The sequence below is a fragment of the Pseudomonas sp. HB05 genome, from assembly GCF_016756915.1.
GTDB classification, from domain to species: Bacteria; Pseudomonadota; Gammaproteobacteria; order Pseudomonadales; family Pseudomonadaceae; genus Aquipseudomonas; species Aquipseudomonas alvandae.
Map to the genome: position 1 here is coordinate 244,925 of NZ_JAESPG010000001.1, position 19,006 is coordinate 263,930.

General features: G+C 62.3%; 17 protein-coding genes. 6 read left to right on the top strand and 11 right to left on the bottom strand.

Translation table 11 applies throughout. The annotated features are described in order from the left end of the window. The first annotated feature begins 10 nt into the window (after positions 1-10). Genes JMN22_RS26625 through JMN22_RS01115 form a run of 3 tightly spaced genes read left to right on the top strand, consistent with a single transcriptional unit; the run spans position 11 to position 2,080 of the window. The gene (locus JMN22_RS26625; RefSeq protein ID WP_198796194.1) at positions 11-1,222 is read left to right on the top strand and encodes a PAAR domain-containing protein; all 1,212 of its coding nucleotides are present in this window, start codon (positions 11-13) and stop codon (positions 1,220-1,222) included. Next, positions 1,215-1,547 (top strand): hypothetical protein, encoded by a 333-nt coding sequence (locus JMN22_RS01110; RefSeq protein WP_198796195.1) that lies wholly within the window; start codon positions 1,215-1,217, stop codon positions 1,545-1,547. Before JMN22_RS26625 ends, JMN22_RS01110 begins: the two co-directional genes overlap by 8 nt. After that, the gene (locus JMN22_RS01115) at positions 1,508-2,080 is read left to right on the top strand and encodes a hypothetical protein (protein WP_198796196.1); all 573 of its coding nucleotides are present in this window, start codon (positions 1,508-1,510) and stop codon (positions 2,078-2,080) included. Before JMN22_RS01110 ends, JMN22_RS01115 begins: the two co-directional genes overlap by 40 nt. 148 nt (positions 2,081-2,228) lie before the next feature. Here JMN22_RS01115 and JMN22_RS01120 read toward each other — a convergent pair whose 3' ends face one another. The 11 genes from JMN22_RS01120 to tssA all read right to left on the bottom strand — a co-directional run bounded on the left by JMN22_RS01120 (position 2,229) and on the right by tssA (position 15,214). Then, positions 2,229-4,169, bottom strand: a complete 1,941-nt coding sequence (locus JMN22_RS01120; RefSeq protein WP_198796197.1) for a type VI secretion system Vgr family protein — start codon at positions 4,167-4,169, stop codon at positions 2,229-2,231. Positions 4,170-4,340: 171 nt separating this feature from the next. Continuing rightward, complete coding sequence (gene tssH, locus JMN22_RS01125) at positions 4,341-7,031, bottom strand: type VI secretion system ATPase TssH (protein WP_198796198.1); 2,691 nt, start codon at positions 7,029-7,031, stop codon at positions 4,341-4,343. Beyond that, positions 7,024-8,073, bottom strand: coding sequence for a type VI secretion system baseplate subunit TssG (gene tssG, locus JMN22_RS01130; protein ID WP_198796199.1), 1,050 nt, complete (start codon positions 8,071-8,073; stop codon positions 7,024-7,026). Before tssG ends, tssH begins: the two co-directional genes overlap by 8 nt. After that, positions 8,037-9,896: a type VI secretion system baseplate subunit TssF gene (gene tssF / locus JMN22_RS01135; protein WP_030138235.1), complete on the bottom strand. Its 1,860-nt coding sequence runs from the start codon at positions 9,894-9,896 to the stop codon at positions 8,037-8,039. The genes tssG and tssF overlap by 37 nt, the downstream gene beginning before the upstream one ends. Beyond that, complete coding sequence (gene tssE, locus JMN22_RS01140; RefSeq protein ID WP_030138236.1) at positions 9,893-10,405, bottom strand: type VI secretion system baseplate subunit TssE; 513 nt, start codon at positions 10,403-10,405, stop codon at positions 9,893-9,895. The genes tssF and tssE overlap by 4 nt, the downstream gene beginning before the upstream one ends. Further along, positions 10,399-10,848 (bottom strand): hypothetical protein, encoded by a 450-nt coding sequence (locus JMN22_RS01145; protein WP_030138237.1) that lies wholly within the window; start codon positions 10,846-10,848, stop codon positions 10,399-10,401. Before JMN22_RS01145 ends, tssE begins: the two co-directional genes overlap by 7 nt. After that, positions 10,845-11,300, bottom strand: coding sequence for a T6SS effector amidase Tae4 family protein (locus tag JMN22_RS01150; RefSeq protein ID WP_030138238.1), 456 nt, complete (start codon positions 11,298-11,300; stop codon positions 10,845-10,847). The genes JMN22_RS01145 and JMN22_RS01150 overlap by 4 nt, the downstream gene beginning before the upstream one ends. A gap of 81 nt (positions 11,301-11,381) precedes the next feature. Continuing rightward, positions 11,382-11,870, bottom strand: coding sequence for an Hcp family type VI secretion system effector (locus JMN22_RS01155; protein WP_030138239.1), 489 nt, complete (start codon positions 11,868-11,870; stop codon positions 11,382-11,384). 209 nt (positions 11,871-12,079) lie between these two features. Next, positions 12,080-13,576 carry a type VI secretion system contractile sheath large subunit gene (gene tssC, locus JMN22_RS01160; RefSeq protein ID WP_030138240.1) on the bottom strand — a complete coding sequence of 499 codons (1,497 nt, stop codon included), beginning with the start codon at positions 13,574-13,576 and terminating at the stop codon, positions 12,080-12,082. A 12-nt stretch (positions 13,577-13,588) separates the two neighbouring features. Next, complete coding sequence (gene tssB / locus JMN22_RS01165) at positions 13,589-14,104, bottom strand: type VI secretion system contractile sheath small subunit (RefSeq protein WP_025216163.1); 516 nt, start codon at positions 14,102-14,104, stop codon at positions 13,589-13,591. Between the two features lie 81 nt (positions 14,105-14,185). After that, positions 14,186-15,214 (bottom strand): type VI secretion system protein TssA, encoded by a 1,029-nt coding sequence (tssA, locus tag JMN22_RS01170; protein ID WP_030138241.1) that lies wholly within the window; start codon positions 15,212-15,214, stop codon positions 14,186-14,188. 401 nt (positions 15,215-15,615) lie between these two features. Here tssA and tagH point away from each other — a divergent pair, with 401 nt between their 5' ends. The 3 genes from tagH to tssK all read left to right on the top strand — a co-directional run bounded on the left by tagH (position 15,616) and on the right by tssK (position 19,002). Continuing rightward, complete coding sequence (gene tagH / locus JMN22_RS01175) at positions 15,616-17,076, top strand: type VI secretion system-associated FHA domain protein TagH (protein ID WP_198796200.1); 1,461 nt, start codon at positions 15,616-15,618, stop codon at positions 17,074-17,076. 69 nt (positions 17,077-17,145) lie between these two features. Then, positions 17,146-17,652: a type VI secretion system lipoprotein TssJ gene (gene tssJ / locus JMN22_RS01180; protein WP_030138243.1), complete on the top strand. Its 507-nt coding sequence runs from the start codon at positions 17,146-17,148 to the stop codon at positions 17,650-17,652. Between the two features lie 15 nt (positions 17,653-17,667). After that, positions 17,668-19,002 carry a type VI secretion system baseplate subunit TssK gene (gene tssK / locus JMN22_RS01185; RefSeq protein ID WP_030138244.1) on the top strand — a complete coding sequence of 445 codons (1,335 nt, stop codon included), beginning with the start codon at positions 17,668-17,670 and terminating at the stop codon, positions 19,000-19,002. The last annotated feature ends 4 nt before the right edge of the window (positions 19,003-19,006 follow it).

Consider the following 19,006-nt stretch of genomic DNA (forward strand, 5'->3'; position numbering starts at 1 on the left):
GTTGCGCGCAATGGATGCACAGGCAGCAGCACGTCTGGGAGATGAAATCGCCCACGGGTTCGGGTTGGCCGCGATGGTCGCCGGCGCCGTGGCCGGCGCCTTGATCGGCGCGGCGGTCGTTGCCGCGACGGTCGCCACCGGCGGCGTGGCCCTGGCGATCATGGCCGGCTCGATTGCCGCCGGCGGCTTGTCGATGTTCCAGATCGTCAAGGGCCTCTCCACCATCTTCAACCTGCCCGAACCCACCACGGGGGCGTTGATCACGGGCAGCTTCAACGTCTACATCAACGACCGCAATGCCATGCGGGCGGGCGAAGACGTTTCGTCGTCCTGCACCGGGCTGCCGATGAACCATCCGATCTGGCCCTTTCCGGTGCTGATCGCCGAAGGCAGCGCCACGGTGTTCATCAACGGTAAACCGGCGGCGCGCCTGCACAGCAAAATGGTCTGCGGTGCCCACATCAAGACGGGTAGTCCGAACACCTTTATCGGCGGGCCGACGGTGTCGGTGGCGTTTGTGCTGGACCTTGAAGGGTGGATGCATTCCGGGTTGGAAGTGTTGGGGTTGGCGGCGGCGGGCGGAGCCTTGTTGCTCGCGGCTTTTGCCGGCGCTGCCGCTTTCTTCGGCGCCCTCGCCGTCGGTGGTGCGTTGTATGTCGGCATGGAGCTGCTAGGTGATTTGGGCGACCGTCTCGGCCCCGGCTATCGGGACTTGTTCCAAGGCGTGGCAGGCATGGCCCTGCTCGGTGCTGGTCCGAAGCTGGCACGTAAGCCCATGACGGCGGCCGAGCGAACGATCCTGGCTCGTCAGCGACAGGAGCAGATGCTCAAGGACAATCGAGGATTCAACATTAGCCCGACGGCATGGGATACATACCCTACGATTGGCCGGGCCGGTACTTTTGTTTCTGACAAAAAAGGCATCACCGACGTTATCGGGAATTTTTCGGGTCGTTCCAAGATCACCATCAGTGGTAAAAAAGCTGCAGAACTGGAGCGCGCCTTTGGTTTGGAAAAAGATGCGCTTAAAGGCGGATTCAAGATCAGGCAGGTCGATGATGTCGTGGGGCGCATGCCCAGAAGTCCGATGGAGGGGAACCAATATTTCCTGGGACCAGGCAAACACTTGCCAGGTGGAGCTCCAGAAATGGTTGTCGAATCGATTCCAACCAAGGACGCGGACGGTATTACCACTTTAACCGAGGTATTTGTCAGTGATTAATGATGTGTTGAAGGCGTACGTGGAAAAAGCGGACGGTGACGTGATTCATGTTCAAGTCATCGATAACGCCTTGGATTCGCCTTTGCGGACCATTGGTTTTTCGAATGCGGCAGAGAAAGATAGCTACGTTCTGCAGGTCGCGGACAACAAGCAAAAGGCCAAGGTGTTCGATGAACTCCGTTCATTAGGCGTGGCCTTTTCTGCGGGCAAGGAATGGTGCCCGTCCGAAGTGTTCGAATACCTTCGCGATGAGCAATTGCTGAGCGGCAAGTACCTGCGAGTCGCATGGACGCAGCCCGGTCAGTACCGGCTTACGAACGAGTGAAATTTGCGTCCTTGGACAACGTATTACTGCTGGCCCTGGCCAATGACGAGTTGGATAAATTCCTCGTCGGCGAGCCGTTCTATTTTCAAGAAGCCAAGAATGACAATGCTGAACCGCAGAACGTCGTCGCGGCTTTCGATCAACTTGTGCTGCGTTATTGGCAACAAACTCACGACAGTCAGTTTCCCGGGCGCTTCGTGGCGGCTTTGCTCAAGATTCTCGCGACCTACCCTGACCGCAATCGGGCGATTTATGTCGCTGCGGTGTGGGTCTGGTACTACCAGTTTTGCCTGAGCAAAAAGCAGGCACGACCCGAGGGGCTTTATGCCGACCTCTTCGAGATCGACATGGGCGCCGTGGCGCTGGCCCTTCAGAGGCAGCTTGAGCTCAACAAGGCTGAGTTGGTCCAGGATACGCGTTGGGCCGGTGCCAGTTGGAACAGCCAGAACGGTTTGTGGGGGCCACTGATGCGCACAGCCCTGGTCGTCCGGGACAAGCTGGGCGGCCCTGATTTTGTGCCGGCCAATCTCTGAGCGATTGATTCTGTATTCGGGGCTATCGGTGAATCCGTGGCGAGGGAGCTTGCTCCCGTTTAACCGGGCTGGCGCTCCAGTGCGAAGCGCTCACAAAAGGGGCCGCTACGCAGCCCAGCGGGAGCAAGCTCCCTCGCCACGGTGAACCTCAGGGCTTGGCCTTCGCCGGGAACAGCGCCTTCACCGCCGCGTCGATAACGCCCTTGATGCCCTTGCCCTTGGGATCCACTTCGCTGGCGCCACCGGAGTTGAGGTCCAGGCGCCCGCCGGTGTCGATGTTGCCGTTGCCACTGGCGTAGATGTTGAACGCGGTGCCCGAGATGTTGATCTCGCCACTGGCGTTGAACTCCAGCACGCTCTTGCCACACACCAGTCGAATCTGCGAGCCCGCCTCCACGAGGTATTGGGTGCTGATGCTGTCGCTCTTGGTTCCGCCGACGAGCAGGGCATCGTTGCACTGCACGGCCCGCAGTCGGTCTTCGCCAATCCGCACGGTTTCATTGCGGTCGATGTTCTTGCGCCGGTCGCGGCCCACCCAGTGGCTTTCATCCACTTCCACGGCAATGTCCTGGTTGCGCTCGGCGTGGATGTACAGCTGCTCGGCGCCTTTCTTGTCTTCCATGCGGATTTCGTTGAAGTTCGCCGGCGTGCCGCCCTTGCTTGAACGGCTTTTGGTGCCGCTCTGCGTAGCATTGGCGGGCAGCGCATAAGGTACGGTTTGCTCGGCGTTGTACACCCGACCGGTGATGATCGGCCGATCGGGGTCGCCTTCGAGAAAGCTGACGATCACTTCCTGGCCAATGCGCGGGATCTGTACCGAGCCCCAATTTTTCCCGGCCCAAGCCTGCGACACTCGAATCCAGCAAGAGCTGTTCTCGTTGGATTGGTCGTGACGGTCCCAGTAGAAATGCACCTTCACCCGGCCGAACTGGTCGGTCCAGATTTCCTCGCCCTTGGGGCCGACCACCAATGCGGTTTGCGGGCCCTTGACGATGGGGCGGTGGGTGATCGCCATCGGGCGAAAGCTCTGCTGGGCGTCGATGCAGGTCAGGCTGCTTTCGAACTGTGCCGACGGCGCGCCGACGCCGCTCTCGCCGCTTTCCTGGGACAGGTAATAACGCGCGCCGACGATCAGGTATTCGCGGTTCTGGTCCTTGCGACTGAAGCCAGTGAGGCTGAACAGATGCCCCGACCCCAGGCCCCGGGCATTACCCGACAACTCGATCTGCTCATGCAATGTCTGCAGGGCTTCGATGCGGGTGCGGGCGTAGTGCTCGCCATCCGAGCTTTGCACATAGGTGCCGGGATAGTCATACAGCGGATAGTCGCCAGCGGCGTGCGGGCGGGGCATGGCCGAGCGCACGTCGATGCGGGCGCTGGGCCGCTGGAAGTCGTAGTCGTTGAGCTCCAGCGAACCCGGCTGGACTTCCTGGGCCAGATGCCAATCGTGGATGTGATCGCGCTCGCGCTGTTGCTCGTTCTTCGGATAGTAGGGCACCGATGCATAGCCGGGCGCACGGGTGTGGGCGCCATAGGCGTCGGCCATCACCAGCACATGGCGACCCTGCTCATGACGGAAAAAGTAGTAGATGCCTTCCTGTTCCATCAGGCGACTGACGAAGTCGAAACTCGTCTCGCGGTACTGCACGCAGTATTCCCACTCGCGATAGGGATGACTCAAGGCATCTTCGAAATCGGAAAAGCCCAGGTCGCGGAACACCTGCTTGATGATCTGCGGGATGGTCAGGTTCTGGAAAATCCGGCAATCAGAGGTGCGCGTCAGCAGCCACAGCCAAGGCCGCAGCGTGGCCTGGTAACTGGCGAATTGGCCCTGGTCGACGTTCTGGCTGAAGCGCGCAACGATGCCATGAAAATGTCGCTCGCCACCGCCGTCCAGCTGAACGCTTACGCACATCGGCTTGCCGAGTACCTGGTTGAGGTCGATGGCATTGTCCAGCGAGTGCAGCTGCAACTCGTAGTTGAACAGCCGCCCCAGCTCTTCGCCGCCGCCCATGTCCTTGAGCAGCAGTACCTCAGGTCCGAGGGGGCTGGTGATCTTGGCCAGGCGGGAGGCTTGGTTGAATAGCATCGGTTGTCTCGTGCAAGTTGTAGTAACCGGAGTAACGCAATCAACTGTGGGAGCGAGCTTGCTCGCGAAAGCGGTGTGTCAGTCAACAAGGGTGTCACTGACAGATTGCATTCGTCGGATCGCCGCCCGGAGCAAGCTCGCTCCCACAGGGTTATGCGGTGTTCCTTCGGGTCAGGCCGCGTCGCTGAAATCGTACTTCAGTTCGTTGTCCACGGCACTGATCCGCACACCGGCCAGGGCCTTGCCTTCGAGCATGCGAGTCAGGAACTCGCGGCTCATGTCCGGCAGCAGGCTGTTGGTCAGGATGGTGTCGATCATGCGCCCACCGCTTTCGGTTTCGGTGCAACGCGAGACAATCAGGTCGATCACCGCGTCGTCGTAGTCGAAGGCCACTTTGTGTGTGCTCTCCACGCGCTTCTTGATGCGGTTGAGTTGCAGGCGGGTGATGGCCTTGAGCATCTCGTCGCTGAGCGGGTAGTACGGGATCGTCACCAGGCGACCGAGCAGCGCCGGCGGGAAGATCTCCAGCAACGGCTGGCGCAGGGCCTTGGCAATTTCTTCCGGCTCTGGGACGTTTTGCGGGTCCTTGCAGACCTGGGCGATCAGCTCGGTGCCGGCGTTGGTGGTCAGCAGGATCAGGGTGTTCTTGAAGTCGATCACCCGGCCTTCGCCGTCCTCCATCACGCCTTTGTCGAAGACCTGGAAGAAAATCTCATGCACGTCCGGGTGGGCTTTTTCCACCTCGTCCAGCAGCACCACGCTGTACGGTTTGCGCCGCACGGCTTCGGTCAGCACGCCGCCTTCGCCGTAGCCGATGTAGCCCGGTGGCGCGCCCTTGAGGGTGGACACGGTGTGGGCTTCCTGGAACTCGCTCATGTTGATGGTGATGACGTTCTGCTCGCCGCCGTACATGGCTTCGGCCAGGGCCAGGGCGGTTTCGGTCTTGCCCACGCCGGAGGTGCCGGCGAGCATGAACACGCCAATCGGCTTGCTCGGGTTATCGAGGCCGGCGCGGGAGGTCTGGATGCGCTTGGCGATCATCTGCAAGGCATGGTCCTGGCCGATGATGCGTTTCTTCAGGTGCTGGTCGAGGTTGAGCACGGTTTCCAGTTCGTTGCGGGCCATGCGGCCCACCGGGATACCGGTCCAGTCGGCGACCACCGAGGCCACGGCCTGGTAATCAACGGTTGGCAGGATAAGCGGGTTCTCTCCTTGCAGGGCGGTCAGGCGCTGTTGCAGGTCCACCAGTTTCTCGCGCAGTTCGTGACTTTCGTTGTCGCAAGCGTCGCTGCTGTCTTCGCTGTCCACCACGCCAACGCGTTCGCGCAGGGTGGCGCGGGTTTCCAGCAATTCGTCCACCAGGGTTTTCTCTTCGGCCCAGCGGCTTTCCAGTTCGGCCAGGCGTTCGCGCTCAGCGCTCAGCAGGCTTTCGCTGTGGGTCTGGCGAGTGCCGATGACCACGCCAATCGCGTGTTCGCGGGCGATGATCTGCAGCTCGGTTTCCAGTGCTTCGATGCGCCGGCGGCTGTCGTCCACTTCGGCCGGCACGGCGTGCAGGCTGATGGCGACGCGGGCGCAGGCGGTGTCCAGCAGGCTCACGGATTTGTCCGGCAGCTGGCGTGCGGGAATGTAGCGGTGGGACAGCTTGACCGAGGCTTCCAGGGCTTCGTCGAGGATCTGCACCTGATGGTGTTTTTCCATGGTCGAGGCCACGCCGCGCATCATCAGCAGGGCTTTGTCTTCCGACGGCTCGGCCACTTGCACCACTTGGAAACGACGGGTCAGGGCCGGGTCTTTTTCGATGTGCTTCTTGTACTCGGCCCAGGTCGTGGCGGCCACGGTACGCAAGGTGCCGCGGGCCAGCGCCGGCTTGAGCAGGTTGGCCGCGTCGCCCGTGCCGGCGGCGCCACCGGCACCCACCAGGGTGTGGGCTTCGTCGATGAACAGGATGATCGGCTTCGGCGAGGCCTGGACGTCTTCGATGACCTGGCGCAGGCGCTGTTCGAATTCACCTTTCATGCTCGCGCCGGCCTGCAACAGGCCTACATCGAGGCTGCGCAGTTCCACGTCCTTGAGGGACGGCGGCACGTCGCCGGCGACGATGCGCAGGGCGAAGCCTTCGACCACGGCGGTCTTGCCCACGCCGGCCTCACCGGTGAGGATCGGGTTGTTCTGCCGGCGGCGCATGAGAATGTCCACCAGTTGGCGGATCTCTTCGTCACGGCCAACTATGGGGTCGAGCTTGCCGCTGCGGGCCTGCTCGGTGAGGTCGACGGTAAAGCGCTTGAGGGCTTCCTGTTTGCCCATCGCACTGGGGGCCATGGCGCCGCTGGCTTCGCCCGGCACGCTGCCCGCGTTGAAACCGTCGCTGGCGGTCAAGGCGTTTTCCGGCGAGTCGCCGACGTATTCGTCAAAGCGTTCGCTCAGGGCTTCGACCTTGACCTTGTCGAACTCCGACGACAGGCCCAGCAGCGCATGGCGCAGGCTCGGCGTCTTGAGGATGCCGAGCACCAGGTAACCGGTGCGCACCTGGCTTTCGCCGAACATCAGGCTACCGTAGACCCAGCCGCGTTCCACGGCTTCTTCGACATGGGAGGACAGGTCGGTGATCGACGTCGAACCCCGTGGCAAACGGTCCAGGGCCTCGGTCAGGTCACGGGCCAGGCGCGCCGGCTCGATGTTGAACTGGCGGATGATGCGGTGCAGGTCCGAGTCCTGCAATTGCAGCAACTGATGAAACCAGTGGGCCAGTTCCACGTAAGGGTTACCGCGCAACTTGCAGAATACGGTGGCGGCTTCGATGGCTTTGTAGGCCACGCTGTTGAGTTTGCCGAACAACGCGGCGCGACTGATTTCACCCATGCTCATGGCTCCTTGAGGTCTGTGAGGTGTTGGCCTGTTCGGCGTAATGCCTGGCCAGTATTAGATCGTTGGCATCTTTTTCAGGACGTCCCAGCCAGGTGTTGAAGCCCAGGCGGAAACGGCCATTGAGTTGTAGTGCGGGCACTTCGGGCTGTTCCAGGACCAGGTTGAGGTCCCAGTCCAGCTCGTGGCCCAGGTATTCGGCGACCCAGGCCACCAGCTCGTTGAACGGTTGGCTGCCGGGCAGCATGCCCATGTAGTCGACGAGCTTGAGCGGCCCCAGGCGAATGCGGAATTTGTGCTGGCGATCCCAGACGAACCGGCCCAGGCAGAAGTCCACGCCCAGTTGAGCGTTGACGCCCACGCGGCTGCGTTCCGGTAGTTCCAGCCATTGACCGACGTATTCTTCGATCTCCACCGGCAGGCCGAAGTACTCGCTGAGGATCGCCTTCAAACCGTCCGGGTAGCGGGTTTGTGCCGACAGGTGGCCGCTGTAGTGCAGCTTCGCCGTGTCAGGGATCAGCCCCTGGTTGAGCAGGCTCGGCATGCCCCGGCCGCTGAGTGCCGCCAGGCGCGCCGACCAATAGTCATCGTCCGGGCGGTCGTGGCTGACCGTTGGCCGTGCTTCGGCCCAGGCCCGGTAGAACAGGCTGAGCAGGCGATGGTGGAACACGTCGAGGAAGCGCTTGCTGGTGCTGTCGCCGTTGTTGCGCTGGCGCTCGCGTACGTACTCGGTGATGTGCAGCGGCATCGGGCCGTTGGGGCCGCCGAGGCCGAAGAAGAACTGCTCCAGGCGCGCGGGCGTACCGTCGCCGCCCGGTTGCACCGAGGCAAGGGTGGCCGGGGCGAAGGTGCAGTCGGCTTGTTGCCCGAGGCGCAACGGGTCATCGGCCAGGCGCAGGGAATGGCCCAGGCGCGGCAGTTCGGGGGATTCGCACTCGATGCGCCGCAACGCCTGGAAGAAGTCGTATTCCCAGGGTTCCTGGTGCATCGCCTCCAGGGTACTCACAGGGTCGGACGACGTCCGGGCTTGGCTTTCCATCGCATGATCTCGCCGCGTTCGGTGGTACGGATCACCGTCTCGGTAAAACTGTTGATCGACACGTAGCGTGCCAGGAAGCGTTCCAACACCGCGCCGAGCAGGAACACCCCGGTGCCGCGAAACGCGTTTTCATCGAATTCCAGGGTGATCTCCAGGCCTCGACCGAACACGATCGGGCCGGGCATCGGCAGGCGCCGGGTGCAGGGCTTGCTGCTGACCTCGCGCAGGCCTTCGATCTGCAATTGCAGCGCCGCGTCGTTGCTGTCGCCGTACAGGCGCAGCAGTTCACGCAGCGCGGCGGCGCCCTGGCCTTGCTCGCTCAATGACAAGTAGTTCAGCGACAACTGGCTGATCAACCGCCAGGCCTTGGCGTCGTGGGCATGGCTGGCCCGCGGCCGACTGGGCCCGGCGACGCAGCGCACCGCGCCCACCGGCGCACTGTCGGCGAGGGTGAAGTCGGTCTTGCCGTTGCCCACGCTCATGAACAGCGGCAGGTCGCGGTTGGTGCACAGCGCGGTCACGCCCAGTTGGCGCAAGTCGTGGCGGTAGGGCGCTTGTTGGCTGTCCACCAGGCTGACAAAGGTCTCGCTGCCGACGTAGGTCGAACGCGGGCCGTTGCGGCGCTGGTCGCTGGACAGCACGCGGGGTTCGCGCCGTACCGTGTAATAGGCCTTGTCGCGCCCATAGCGGGACGGATCGCGCACGGCATAGAACGGCAGGAACGGTTGCTCTGGCCCGGTGCCGTGGCCGGTCAGCCCGGTCAGCGAATGCACTTCGAAATCCATCGGCCGGGTGCGGTCGGCAATCACATGGTGTTCGTTGACCCGGTCCGACAAGTGAATGCGGTCCAGGCGCTTGGGAAACAGGTTGATCGCCGGGGTGCAGAACGGCAGGAACTGCGAGGCGCCGACGCTGCCTTCCAGGCTCGGATCATGGCGGTCGAACAGCACGATCAACTCCAGTTCCTGGCCGTCGCAGCGCTTGACTGCGCGACTCAACTGGGTGAAGTCGACAAACAGGAAACGGTGGGGCAGGGCGAAGTATTCCTGCAACAGGCGATAGCCCTGGAACGCCCGCGACACCACTGGCAGGGCGGCTTCGGCGTCATCGAAACCCTGGGAGCGCAACGCATCCTGCGGCAGCCGCTCGACCCAATTGCCGCCCGGCTGGCGCGCAAACACCGCGCAGGCGTTACCCAACAGTTGCTCGTAAAGGCGGAAGGGTTGCTCGTCTGCACCGCTGAGGTACAGCGGCAGGTTGTCCAGGGCCAGGCTGTTGAACGGCAGCTCGGCGCCGGTGCGCAGGGTCAGGCGCAGGCCAGCCTTGGCTTTCGGTTCGCTGGCGGCCAGGCGCCCGAGCACGGCGGACGGGTTGCCGAAATACTCGGCCTGGCTGACCTGCAACGGCCACAACGTCACCGCGTGGGCAGTGCGGTACTCGCAGCAGGTCTGGGATTCGCGACCCAGGGCGGCGCGCATGATGGTGTCGCGGGGCAGCGGGAAACCACTGCTCAGGGAGCCTTCGTCCGGGTCGGCCTGCATCTGCACCACGGTCATCGACGGTGTCGGCGCCAGGTAGTGCGGGTAGGCGATCTCCAGCAGGTTGTGAGTGAACGTCGGGTATTCGGCGTCGAGCTTGAGTTGCACCCGCGCCGTCAAATAGGCGAAGCCTTCCAGCAGGCGCTCGACGTACGGGTCGGCGCAATCCATGCCGGCCAGGGTCAGCCGACTGGCGATCTTGGGGTATTCCTTGGCGAACTCCGCGGCGCTTTCGCGCACGTGGTGCAGTTCCTGGTTGTACAGCTCCAGCAGGCGCGGGTTCATGGGCGTCTCCGCTGGTCGGCGTTGACCACGCGCACGTGGCCGGTTTCCAGGTCCAGGTCGGTTTGCAGCATCAGGCGCAACGGCACCGGCTGCGCCCAGAGGTCGCCTTCGATCTCGAAGCTCAGGGCGTTGTGGTTCATCTCGGCCGTCGCCCGGGCCCGCACGCGCAAGGTGTGGCGCAGGATGCGCGGCTCGAACGTGGCGATGGCCTGGTGGATCAGGGTTTCCAACGCGGGGACGTCAACGTTCGAAGCACTGTTGCCCGCCAGCGCCGGCAGCCCGAAATTCACCACCGACGTGCCCGCCGCCGTGTGCAGCGTGGCATCGTCGTCGAGCAGCGAGGTGGTGTTGAGCAGCCACGCCAAGTCACGCAACACCGAGGCTTTCAACTGGGTAAGGGAGAGCACGCGCTTGTCGGCGCTTTCCTTGGGGTTGGTCGGATCGTCGTCGGTCAACCGGTCCAGCAGGGACGGTTGCAGGCGATCGCGGGTGGCGATTTCGGTTACCACGTGAAAAGGCCCGTGTAATCCTTCTGGTCACCTGTGCCAGTCATGCAGCTGGCAGTACGAGCGATTATCGAGGGTTCGAGTTGTCCATTGATCTGGCGTATGGCGCGATACTCGGAGCGACACTCCTGATTGTTATGGGGGCCAGCAGATACATGGACAACGATGACAATAGGCACCTCGCCGAAGGTCTCGACGTGGGGTTTGCCTTGTCGATCGACCCTGAACTGGCAGGGCCAGGCCAAGTCGAGTGGCATCAGGGTCTGGTCGGGTTTGCGCAGCGCGCAGCGCGCCTGGTCGTTCGCCAGCTTCAGCGTTTGCCCGCCCATCGAGACGATCTGCTCCACCGCTAGGGAGGGCGTTGCCGAGGGGGATTGCTCCTGGGCACAGGCGGTCAGGCTGGTCAACAGGCAGCCGACCCATATCGCGCAATGGGCCTTGATCATACGAGCTCCCAGAACCAGATCGCTCGGGCTCGATAGGCCGGATCGTCATAACCTAGGGTCAGGCCACGGTTCCAGAGGTCGATATGATCTCCGGTGCGACCTTCCGAGGCTTCTCCCACTTGCTGGAAACAATCCTTGAAGAAAATCAGGCCAGTCTTGTCTTGCAGCTTGCGCCGGTCCGCGGCCGTTCCGCCAAGGATCAACGGGCGGCCCAGATGATGTTTCCACAGCCAATTTGCCAATGACTCGGCCCCACGTGCATGCCCATGGGCGCATTTGGGTTCGGTGTAGGTGGACTTGTTGACCTTGATGGTCAGTTCAGTATTGAGCGTGATGCTCATGCGAATCGCGCACTGGTTTGCCCAATGGCCGTCGCAAGGTTTCGCGTCGGGATAGGTCACCAGCAAATCGGAATACGCTTTCCACAAATTGATAAACGAAGGCTTGGCCATGACTCAGACACCGGACAGAAAGGGATGGGATGCGAGCAAGCACCAAACACCCCCGGCGCGTGGCACCGGGGGTGTGTTCGATTACACCTTGACGTTCTGACGGATGTTCCAGCCGAACTTGACCGGGCCGCCTTCCTTGGTGCCGTCGGCTTTCTGCGGCTGGTAGTCGACCAGCACCTTGGCGAAGTTCAGGGTGATGTTTTCAGTCAGGCGATCATCGCTGCCCGAGCCACCGGTGCTCAGGGAAGTGATCAGCACTTCTTCCAGGTTGATGATCATGTACTCGACCTGGCTTTCACCACCGGCCTTGCGCACGGTCAGCTTGACCTTGTCGACGTGCTTGCCGCTGGCGCAGTGCATCATCAGGTTCGGCGAAGCCTTGTCGACGTACTTGGTCAGCGACAGGTCCTGGATGTTGACCTTGCCCGCGCCACCGCCGCTGCCGACGTGCATGTTGCCGGACTGGGACATGCCCCAGCTCCAATTCAGGACGTCGATCTCGTCCTTGTGGGCCTTGTCCATGGACTCGCCCTTGATGTCGCCAATCTTGATGAAAATATCAACAGCCATGTTTTCTCCCTGTGTGGTCTCTACCACATTGTTTGGTTGACGCTGACCTTGCGAAATTACTTTGAATGTCAGTCAAGACACCGAACCTGTGGGAGCGGGCTTGCTCGCGAATGCGGTGGGTCAGTCGACATCGATGCTGGCTGATCGACCGCCTTCGCGAGCGAGCCCGCTCCCACACAGGAGCGAGCCCTTTCCAACAGAACCTCTGTTTATGCGCCCTTGGCCGAAGGCAGTTTCGATACCAGGCGCAGCGACACGGTCAGCCCTTCGAGCTGGTAGTGCGGGCGCAGGTAGAACTTGGAGTTGTAGTACCCCGGGTTGCCTTCGACTTCTTCGACGATCACTTCGGCGGCAGCCAGTGGGTGCTGGGCCTTGGTGGTCTCGGTGGAGTGCGCCGGATCACCGTCGACGTAGTTGAGGATCCAGTCCTGCAACCAGCGCTGCATCTCGTCCTTCTCTTTGAAGGAACCGATCTTGTCGCGCACGATGCACTTCAGGTAATGGGCGAAACGGCAGGTGGCGAACAGGTACGGCAGGCGCGCGGCCAGGTTGGCGTTGGCGGTGGCGTCCGGGTCGTCGTATTCGGCCGGTTTCTGCAGCGACTGGGCGCCGATGAACGCGGCGAAGTCGGTGTTTTTCTTGTGCAGCAGCGGCATGAAACCGTTCTTCGCCAGTTCCGCTTCACGGCGGTCCGAAATGGCGATCTCGGTCGGGCACTTCATGTCCACGCCGCCGTCGTCGGTCGGGAACGTGTGGGCCGGCAGGTTTTCCACTTCACCGCCCGACTCCACGCCACGGATGCGCGAGCACCAGCCGAAGTGTTTGAAGGAACGGTTGATGTTCACCGCCATCGCGTAGGCAGCGTTGGCCCAGGTGTACTTGGAGCTGTCGGCGCCGTCGGTGTTTTCTTCGAAGGCGAAGGCTTCCACCGGGTCGGTCTTGGCGCCATACGGCAGGCGTGCCAGGAAACGTGGCATGGTCAGGCCGATGTAGCGCGAGTCTTCCGATTCACGCAGCGAACGCCAGCCGGCGTATTCCGGGGTGGTGAAGATCTTGGTCAGGTCGCGCGGGTTCGACAGTTCCTGCCAGGAACCCATGCCCATTACGGTTGGCGAAGCAGCGGCAATGAACGGTGCGTGCATCGCGGCGCAGACTTTCGACAGTTCGCCCAGCAGTTCCACGTCCGGTGGCGACTGGTCGAAGTAGTAGTCGCCCACCAGGCAGCCGTAAGGCTCGCCGCCGAACTGGCCGTATTCTTCTTCGTACATCTTCTTGAAGATCGGGCTCTGGTCCCACGCGGTGCCCTTGAATTTCTTCAGGGTCTTGTGCAGGTCAGGCTTGGAGATGTTGAGCACGCGGATCTTGAGCTGCTCATCGGTCTCGGTGTTGTTGACCAGGTAGTGCAGGCCACGCCAGGCGCTTTCCAATTGCTGGAAATCCGGGTGGTGGATGACCTGGTTGACCTGGGCGGTGAGCTTGGCGTCGATGGCGGCGATGATCGACTCGATCGACTTGATGGCGTCGTTGGACACCAGGTCGGTCTGCGCCAGGGCCTGTTCGGCCAGGGTGCGCACGGCGGTCTCGACGGCTTCGCGGGCACGTTCGGTCTTGGGTTTGAATTCTTGCAGCAACAGCGAGGCGAACTCGCTGGTTTCTTCGGTGGCGCCCAGGTTCTGGGGCTGATTGTCGCGTACCAAATCGTTCATGATCGTTAGTCCTTAAGCCTTGGGCTCTGCGTCGGCGGGCTTCGGCGCGCTCGCCAGGGCCTGCAACAGCGCTGGGTCCTTGATCGCCTTCATGATGATTTCCTCGGCGCCGGTCTTGCCGTCCATGTAGGTCAGCAGGTTGGCCAACTGAGTGCGCGCTTCGAGCAGCTTGTTCAGCGAATCGACCTTGCGCGCCACGGCTGCCGGGCTGAAGTCGTCCATGCTTTCGAAGGTCAGGTCCAGGCTCAGGTTGCCTTCGCCGGTCAGTTCGTTAGGCACATGGAACGCCACGCGCGGCTGCATGGCCTTGAGGCGCGAGTCGAAATTGTCGACGTCGATCTCGAGGAACTTGCGATCGGCCACCGGTGCCAGAGGCTCGGCGGGCTTGCCGGCGAGGTCGGCCATGACGCCCATGACGAAGGGCAACTGGACCTTTTTCTCGGCGCCGTAGAGCTCGACGTCGTACTCGATCTGCACTCGAGGCGCGCGATTGCGCGCGATGAATTTCTGAGAACTTTGCTTCGCCACGTTGCTGCTCCTGGTCGCTTGAGCGACGGTGTTGGCGTCATCGGGGGTACCTATGACGTGACTGCGTGATCCGCTCGCTTTTTATTCGCTTTCCGGGCCGCGCAGGTTTTCAAATTGACTCATGCCGTCGGGAATCAGATTGCGCACGATCGCCGCAAAGTCGGCGTGCACCAGATTCTTCGCCCGGTTCAACAGCACCGGCAGCGGGCTGGAGGGCTCGTGGCGGGTGTAATACGCCAGGATACGGTCCAGGCTGCGCAGCACGTCGTCACGGTTGTTGATTTCCCCCGGGACGGTACTGCTGCGCGGCGCGCTCGGTGCGCTGGTGTGTTCAGCCGGCGCGGTGTGGTCGGGTTCGACGGGATCGGCGAGGTCGCTATCGCCGCTCTGTGGGGCGAACTGACCGAGAATCTGCAGGGCCATCTTCAGCGGTTGTTTCAACGGGCCGAGGTCCACGCCCTGGGCGGAACCGACCTGGTCGCTGACCTGCTGTTCGATGGCTTCGGCGGCGCTGCGGGCTTCCAGCAGGGCGGCACGGATGGTTTCCAACTGCTCGGGATCGCTGTCGAGCAGGGCCCCGGCAAGCTGTTCGGCACCAAGGCTTTCATCGGCAAAACTCTGCAAGCCACTGGCATTGGCGGCGGCGCGCAGGCTGACGGCACCGAATGTCCGTGAGCGGGCCAGGATGCTTTCACGCAGCAAGCGAATGGTGACGTCCGAGGTCAGGCCGGCGAGGGCGTTGATGCGCACGGTGGGGTCATTGTCGTCATCGGCGTCCAGGCGCGGATGCAGATCAGCCCAATACTGCTTGAGCAGTTCGCTGATCAGCGTCAGTACGCGGGCGAGGCCGGGAATGCCTTCCAGGGCCAGGGAGCTTTGCAGCAGGAAATGGGTGATGCGCAGGTCTTTGCTGCGTTGCAGCAGGTCCAGGCTCTGCTGCTGGATGCTGCGCCACTCGGGAGGTTCGGCAGGCAGGATCGAATCGCCCATGCTGCGTTCGGGTTGGCCCCGAGAGTCGCGTTCCAGGCGCAAGAAATCCGCGTCATATTCCAGGTCTTCACCGCAAGGCGAATTCGCGGAAACGGCGGCGAGCAACAAAGGCACATCCACTTGGATCGATCTCCCTATCACCCGCTGAAGAAGTCGGGCAGTGCACACGCAAGTTTCGGATGAAACTCCACATGTTCCTTGATGATAATGGCGCTATAAGTGCGAGATGATCTTAAGGTGCCATCATGTATATTCAAGAAGTTGTGCATTTTTGGTGTAGTACTTATCCGTTGTCAAGGTAAGCTATTTCGCCGATGTGACAGTTGTGAGGTGCTTAACAACCCGCGCGACCCATGGGTCGAAGCGCGTACCGATGCAGGTTTTTTGTCATGCGGGCCGGTTAAGATCAGCAATCATGCTGGCAAAAAGCCGTTTCGGGTTGTTTGCAAGGTGTGTGGCGCATAGCCGGCGCCGCTCCCAATGTATCGTCGGCGACAAGAAGTATTCAGCAAGGAGGCGAGATGCCGCTGTGTTTGACTATCACTAGTTATCACAAGATTACCCCCGGACAGTGCTCTGAAAAGACCTTGGGCCAGGGAGTGATGGCAATTGGCCGCAATTCCGATAATGACTGGGTATTACCGGATCCGGAGCGCTTGGTCTCGGGCAAACATTGCGTTATCCAATATAAGGATGGGCGCTATTACTTGACCGATAACAGCACTAACGGTGTGGAATTGGTCAAGGCCGGTATTCGCTTGCGCAAAGGCAACAGCGAGCCGTTGCAGGACGGCGAAGTGATCCGCATCGGTGACTACGAGATCCAGGCGCGGGTGGACTTCGACCTGCCGATGACCGACAGCAACCCTTTCGCCGAAGCCCCCAGCAGTTTCGAAGCCTTGATGGGGCGCCAGAGTGCCCCCGTGCATACGCCTTCGCCAATGCCCGTGAGCACGCCGGCGCATTTTCAAGGCGTGTCGTCGATGGACACGCTGCCGGACCTGTTCGATTTTCTCGCGCCGACCAGCGTCCCGCCGGCCACCCAGCCGGACCACGTGCCGGCCGAGCAGCATGATTTCCGTCCGCCTACGCCGATTCCACGCCCGAGCCCACCACCGGTAGCTGAGCCAGTGTTCGAGCCGGTGGCCGTGACGTCCGCCCCGGTCATCCCGGATGACTGGGACCCGTTCAGCGACAAGCCCGCGACAGTGGCACCGATGCCCGTCGCGCCGCTGCCTGAGCCGGTTTCCATGCCGTCGCTGCCGGTGCTTGAACCAGTACCCCCGCCGCCGATCCCTGTGGTTGAAGTTGTTGCGCCGATTGAATCCGCGCCACAGCAAGAAGCGCCGGTCAGCCGTGTCGAGCCGACGGCCACCCCGGCGCAATCCTCTCAACCCGACCTGCTGCAAGCCTTCCTGCGTGGCGCCGGGCTGGATCAGCTGCGCCTGGACAAGGCCAACGCCGAAGCCCAGATGGAAAGTATCGGTCGCAGCTATCGGTTGATGGTCGAAGGCCTGATCGATGTACTGCGCGCCCGCAGCAGCCTCAAGGGTGAATTCCGCATCCAGCAGACGATGATCCAGCCGGTGGAAAACAACCCGCTGAAGTTCGCCCCCAATGTCGACGAAGCGCTGCTGTTACTGCTGCGCCATGGCAACCAGGCGTTCATGGCGCCGGATGCGGCGGTGCGCGACAGCTTCGATGATCTGCGCGCCCACCAGCTGGCGGTGATGGCCGGTGTGGAAGCGGCGATCAAGCATTTGCTGGCGCGTTTCGAGCCGGCGCAACTGGAAGAGCGCATGGGCAAGCCCGGCGGGCTGTCGGGCATTTTCAGCGGCTCGCGACAGGCCCAGTACTGGCAGCAATTCACCGAGCTCTACAGCAACATTTCCCGGGAAGCCCAAGAGGATTTCCAGGACCTGTTCGGTCGCGAATTCAGCCGCGCCTACGAAGAACACAGCACACGACAGCGACGCCGTTGAGCGCCGCCGTCTTATAACAATACTGATCAAGTCAACAACGGATAGCTCAAACGTCATTGAGGACGCAGGATGATTCCCAGGTTTTTACTCGCAGTCGCCGCAGCGCTTCTGCTGACGGCGTGTGCCAAGGATGCGGCCCCACCCCAGCCCGAAGAAGCTGAGGCCGACACCGCCGCCATCGAGTTGCATTTCCATGCCATTGCCGGCCTCAACCCCGGCGCCACCGGACAGCCGGCCCCGGTCCGGGTGCGCATTTTCGAACTGAAAAATGCCGCGACCTTTGGCCGTTCGGATTATTTCGCCTTGGCCGAGCGAGCCCAGGCCACCCTCGGCGCCGACCTGATCGACCAGGACGAAGTGCTGATCCAGCCCGGCCAGCAATTGAGCCTGCAACGCGACCTCGACCCTTCAACGCGGCACATCGGAATCCTGGTGGGCTATCGCGAGCTGGACCAGTCGCTGTGGCGCACGGTGATGAATGTCCCGCCGCGCGAATACACCGAATACCAGATCAGCCTCGATGTGCGCGCCGTGCGCAGCGCCGTCGTCGTTACCCCATCCAGCCCTGCCCAATAAGCAATCGGAGCCCCCATGTCCTGGAACAATCGCGTGGTCTGGTCGGAAGGCATGTTCATTGGAACGCAGCACTTCCAACAGCATGACCGTTACCTGGAAAACCTCATCGACGCACGCAGCCGCCCCTTGTCGGCCGGCGCCTGGGGTTTTTCCGAATTGCTGATCGACCAGGGCCTGCTGGCCCAGGGCAAGCTGGCGATCATTTCGGCGCGGGGCCTGTTGCCGGACGGCACGCCGTTCAACATTCCCCAGGATGACCTGGCGCCAACGCCGCTGAACGTCGATGACAACCTGCGCGATGGCCTGGTCTACCTGGCCTTGCCGCTCAAGCGCGCCGGTGCCCGCGACACCGTGGACGAAGGCGAGGACCTCGGCGCTGCACGTTATGTAAGCCAGGTGTGCGAAGTGCGCGACGACAACGCGCCGTTCGAAAACCGCGCGCCGGTGGCCCTCGGCTCGCGGGCCCTGCGGTTGTTGACCGAGCAGGATGGCATCGGCGACTACGCCGCCATCGGCGTGGTGCGCATCAAGGAAAAACGTGCCGACCGTGCGTTGGTGCTCGACGATGTCTACATCCCGCCGCTGCTGGATGTCATCGCCTCCAAGCCATTGGCGGCGTTCCGCAGTGAACTGCTGGGCCTGCTGCATCAACGTGGCGAAGCCCTGGCCGGGCGGGTGGTGGCGTCCGGTGCCGGTGGCGCCTCGGAGATCGCCGATTTCATGCTGCTGCAACTGGTCAACCGCGCCCAGCCGCTGATCCAGCACCTGAGCCAGTTGAGCCCGCTGCACCCCGAGCGTTTCTACAGCGAACTGGTCAGCCTGGCTGGCGAGTTCTCCACCTTCACCGCCTCCGGCCGACGACCGCAGCAATATCCGCCTTACCAGCACGATGACCTGGCGCTCAGCTACGCGCCGGTGATGCAGGCCCTGCGCGAAGCCTTGTCGATGCTGATCGACAGCAAGGCCACGCCGATCCCGATTGTCGAGAAAGCCTACGGCATCCACGTGGCGATGCTGGCCGACAAGACCCTGCTCGACAGCGCCAGCTTCATTCTCGTGGTGCGCGCCGATGTGCCCGCCGAAACCCTGCGCGGCCGCTTCGGCCAGCAGAGCAAGGTCGGTTCGGTGGAGCACATCCGCGACCTGGTCAACCTGCAACTGCCGGGCATCGGCCTGCTGCCGTTGCCGGTGGCGCCACGGCAGCTGCCGTACCACGCCGGTTCCACCTATTACGAATTGGACCGGGGCAGCGACCACTGGCAGCAACTCAGCAACTCCGGTGGCTTTGCGTTCCATATCGCCGGCCAGTTCCCAGGGTTGAACCTGGCGTTCTGGGCGATCCGAGGATAAACCG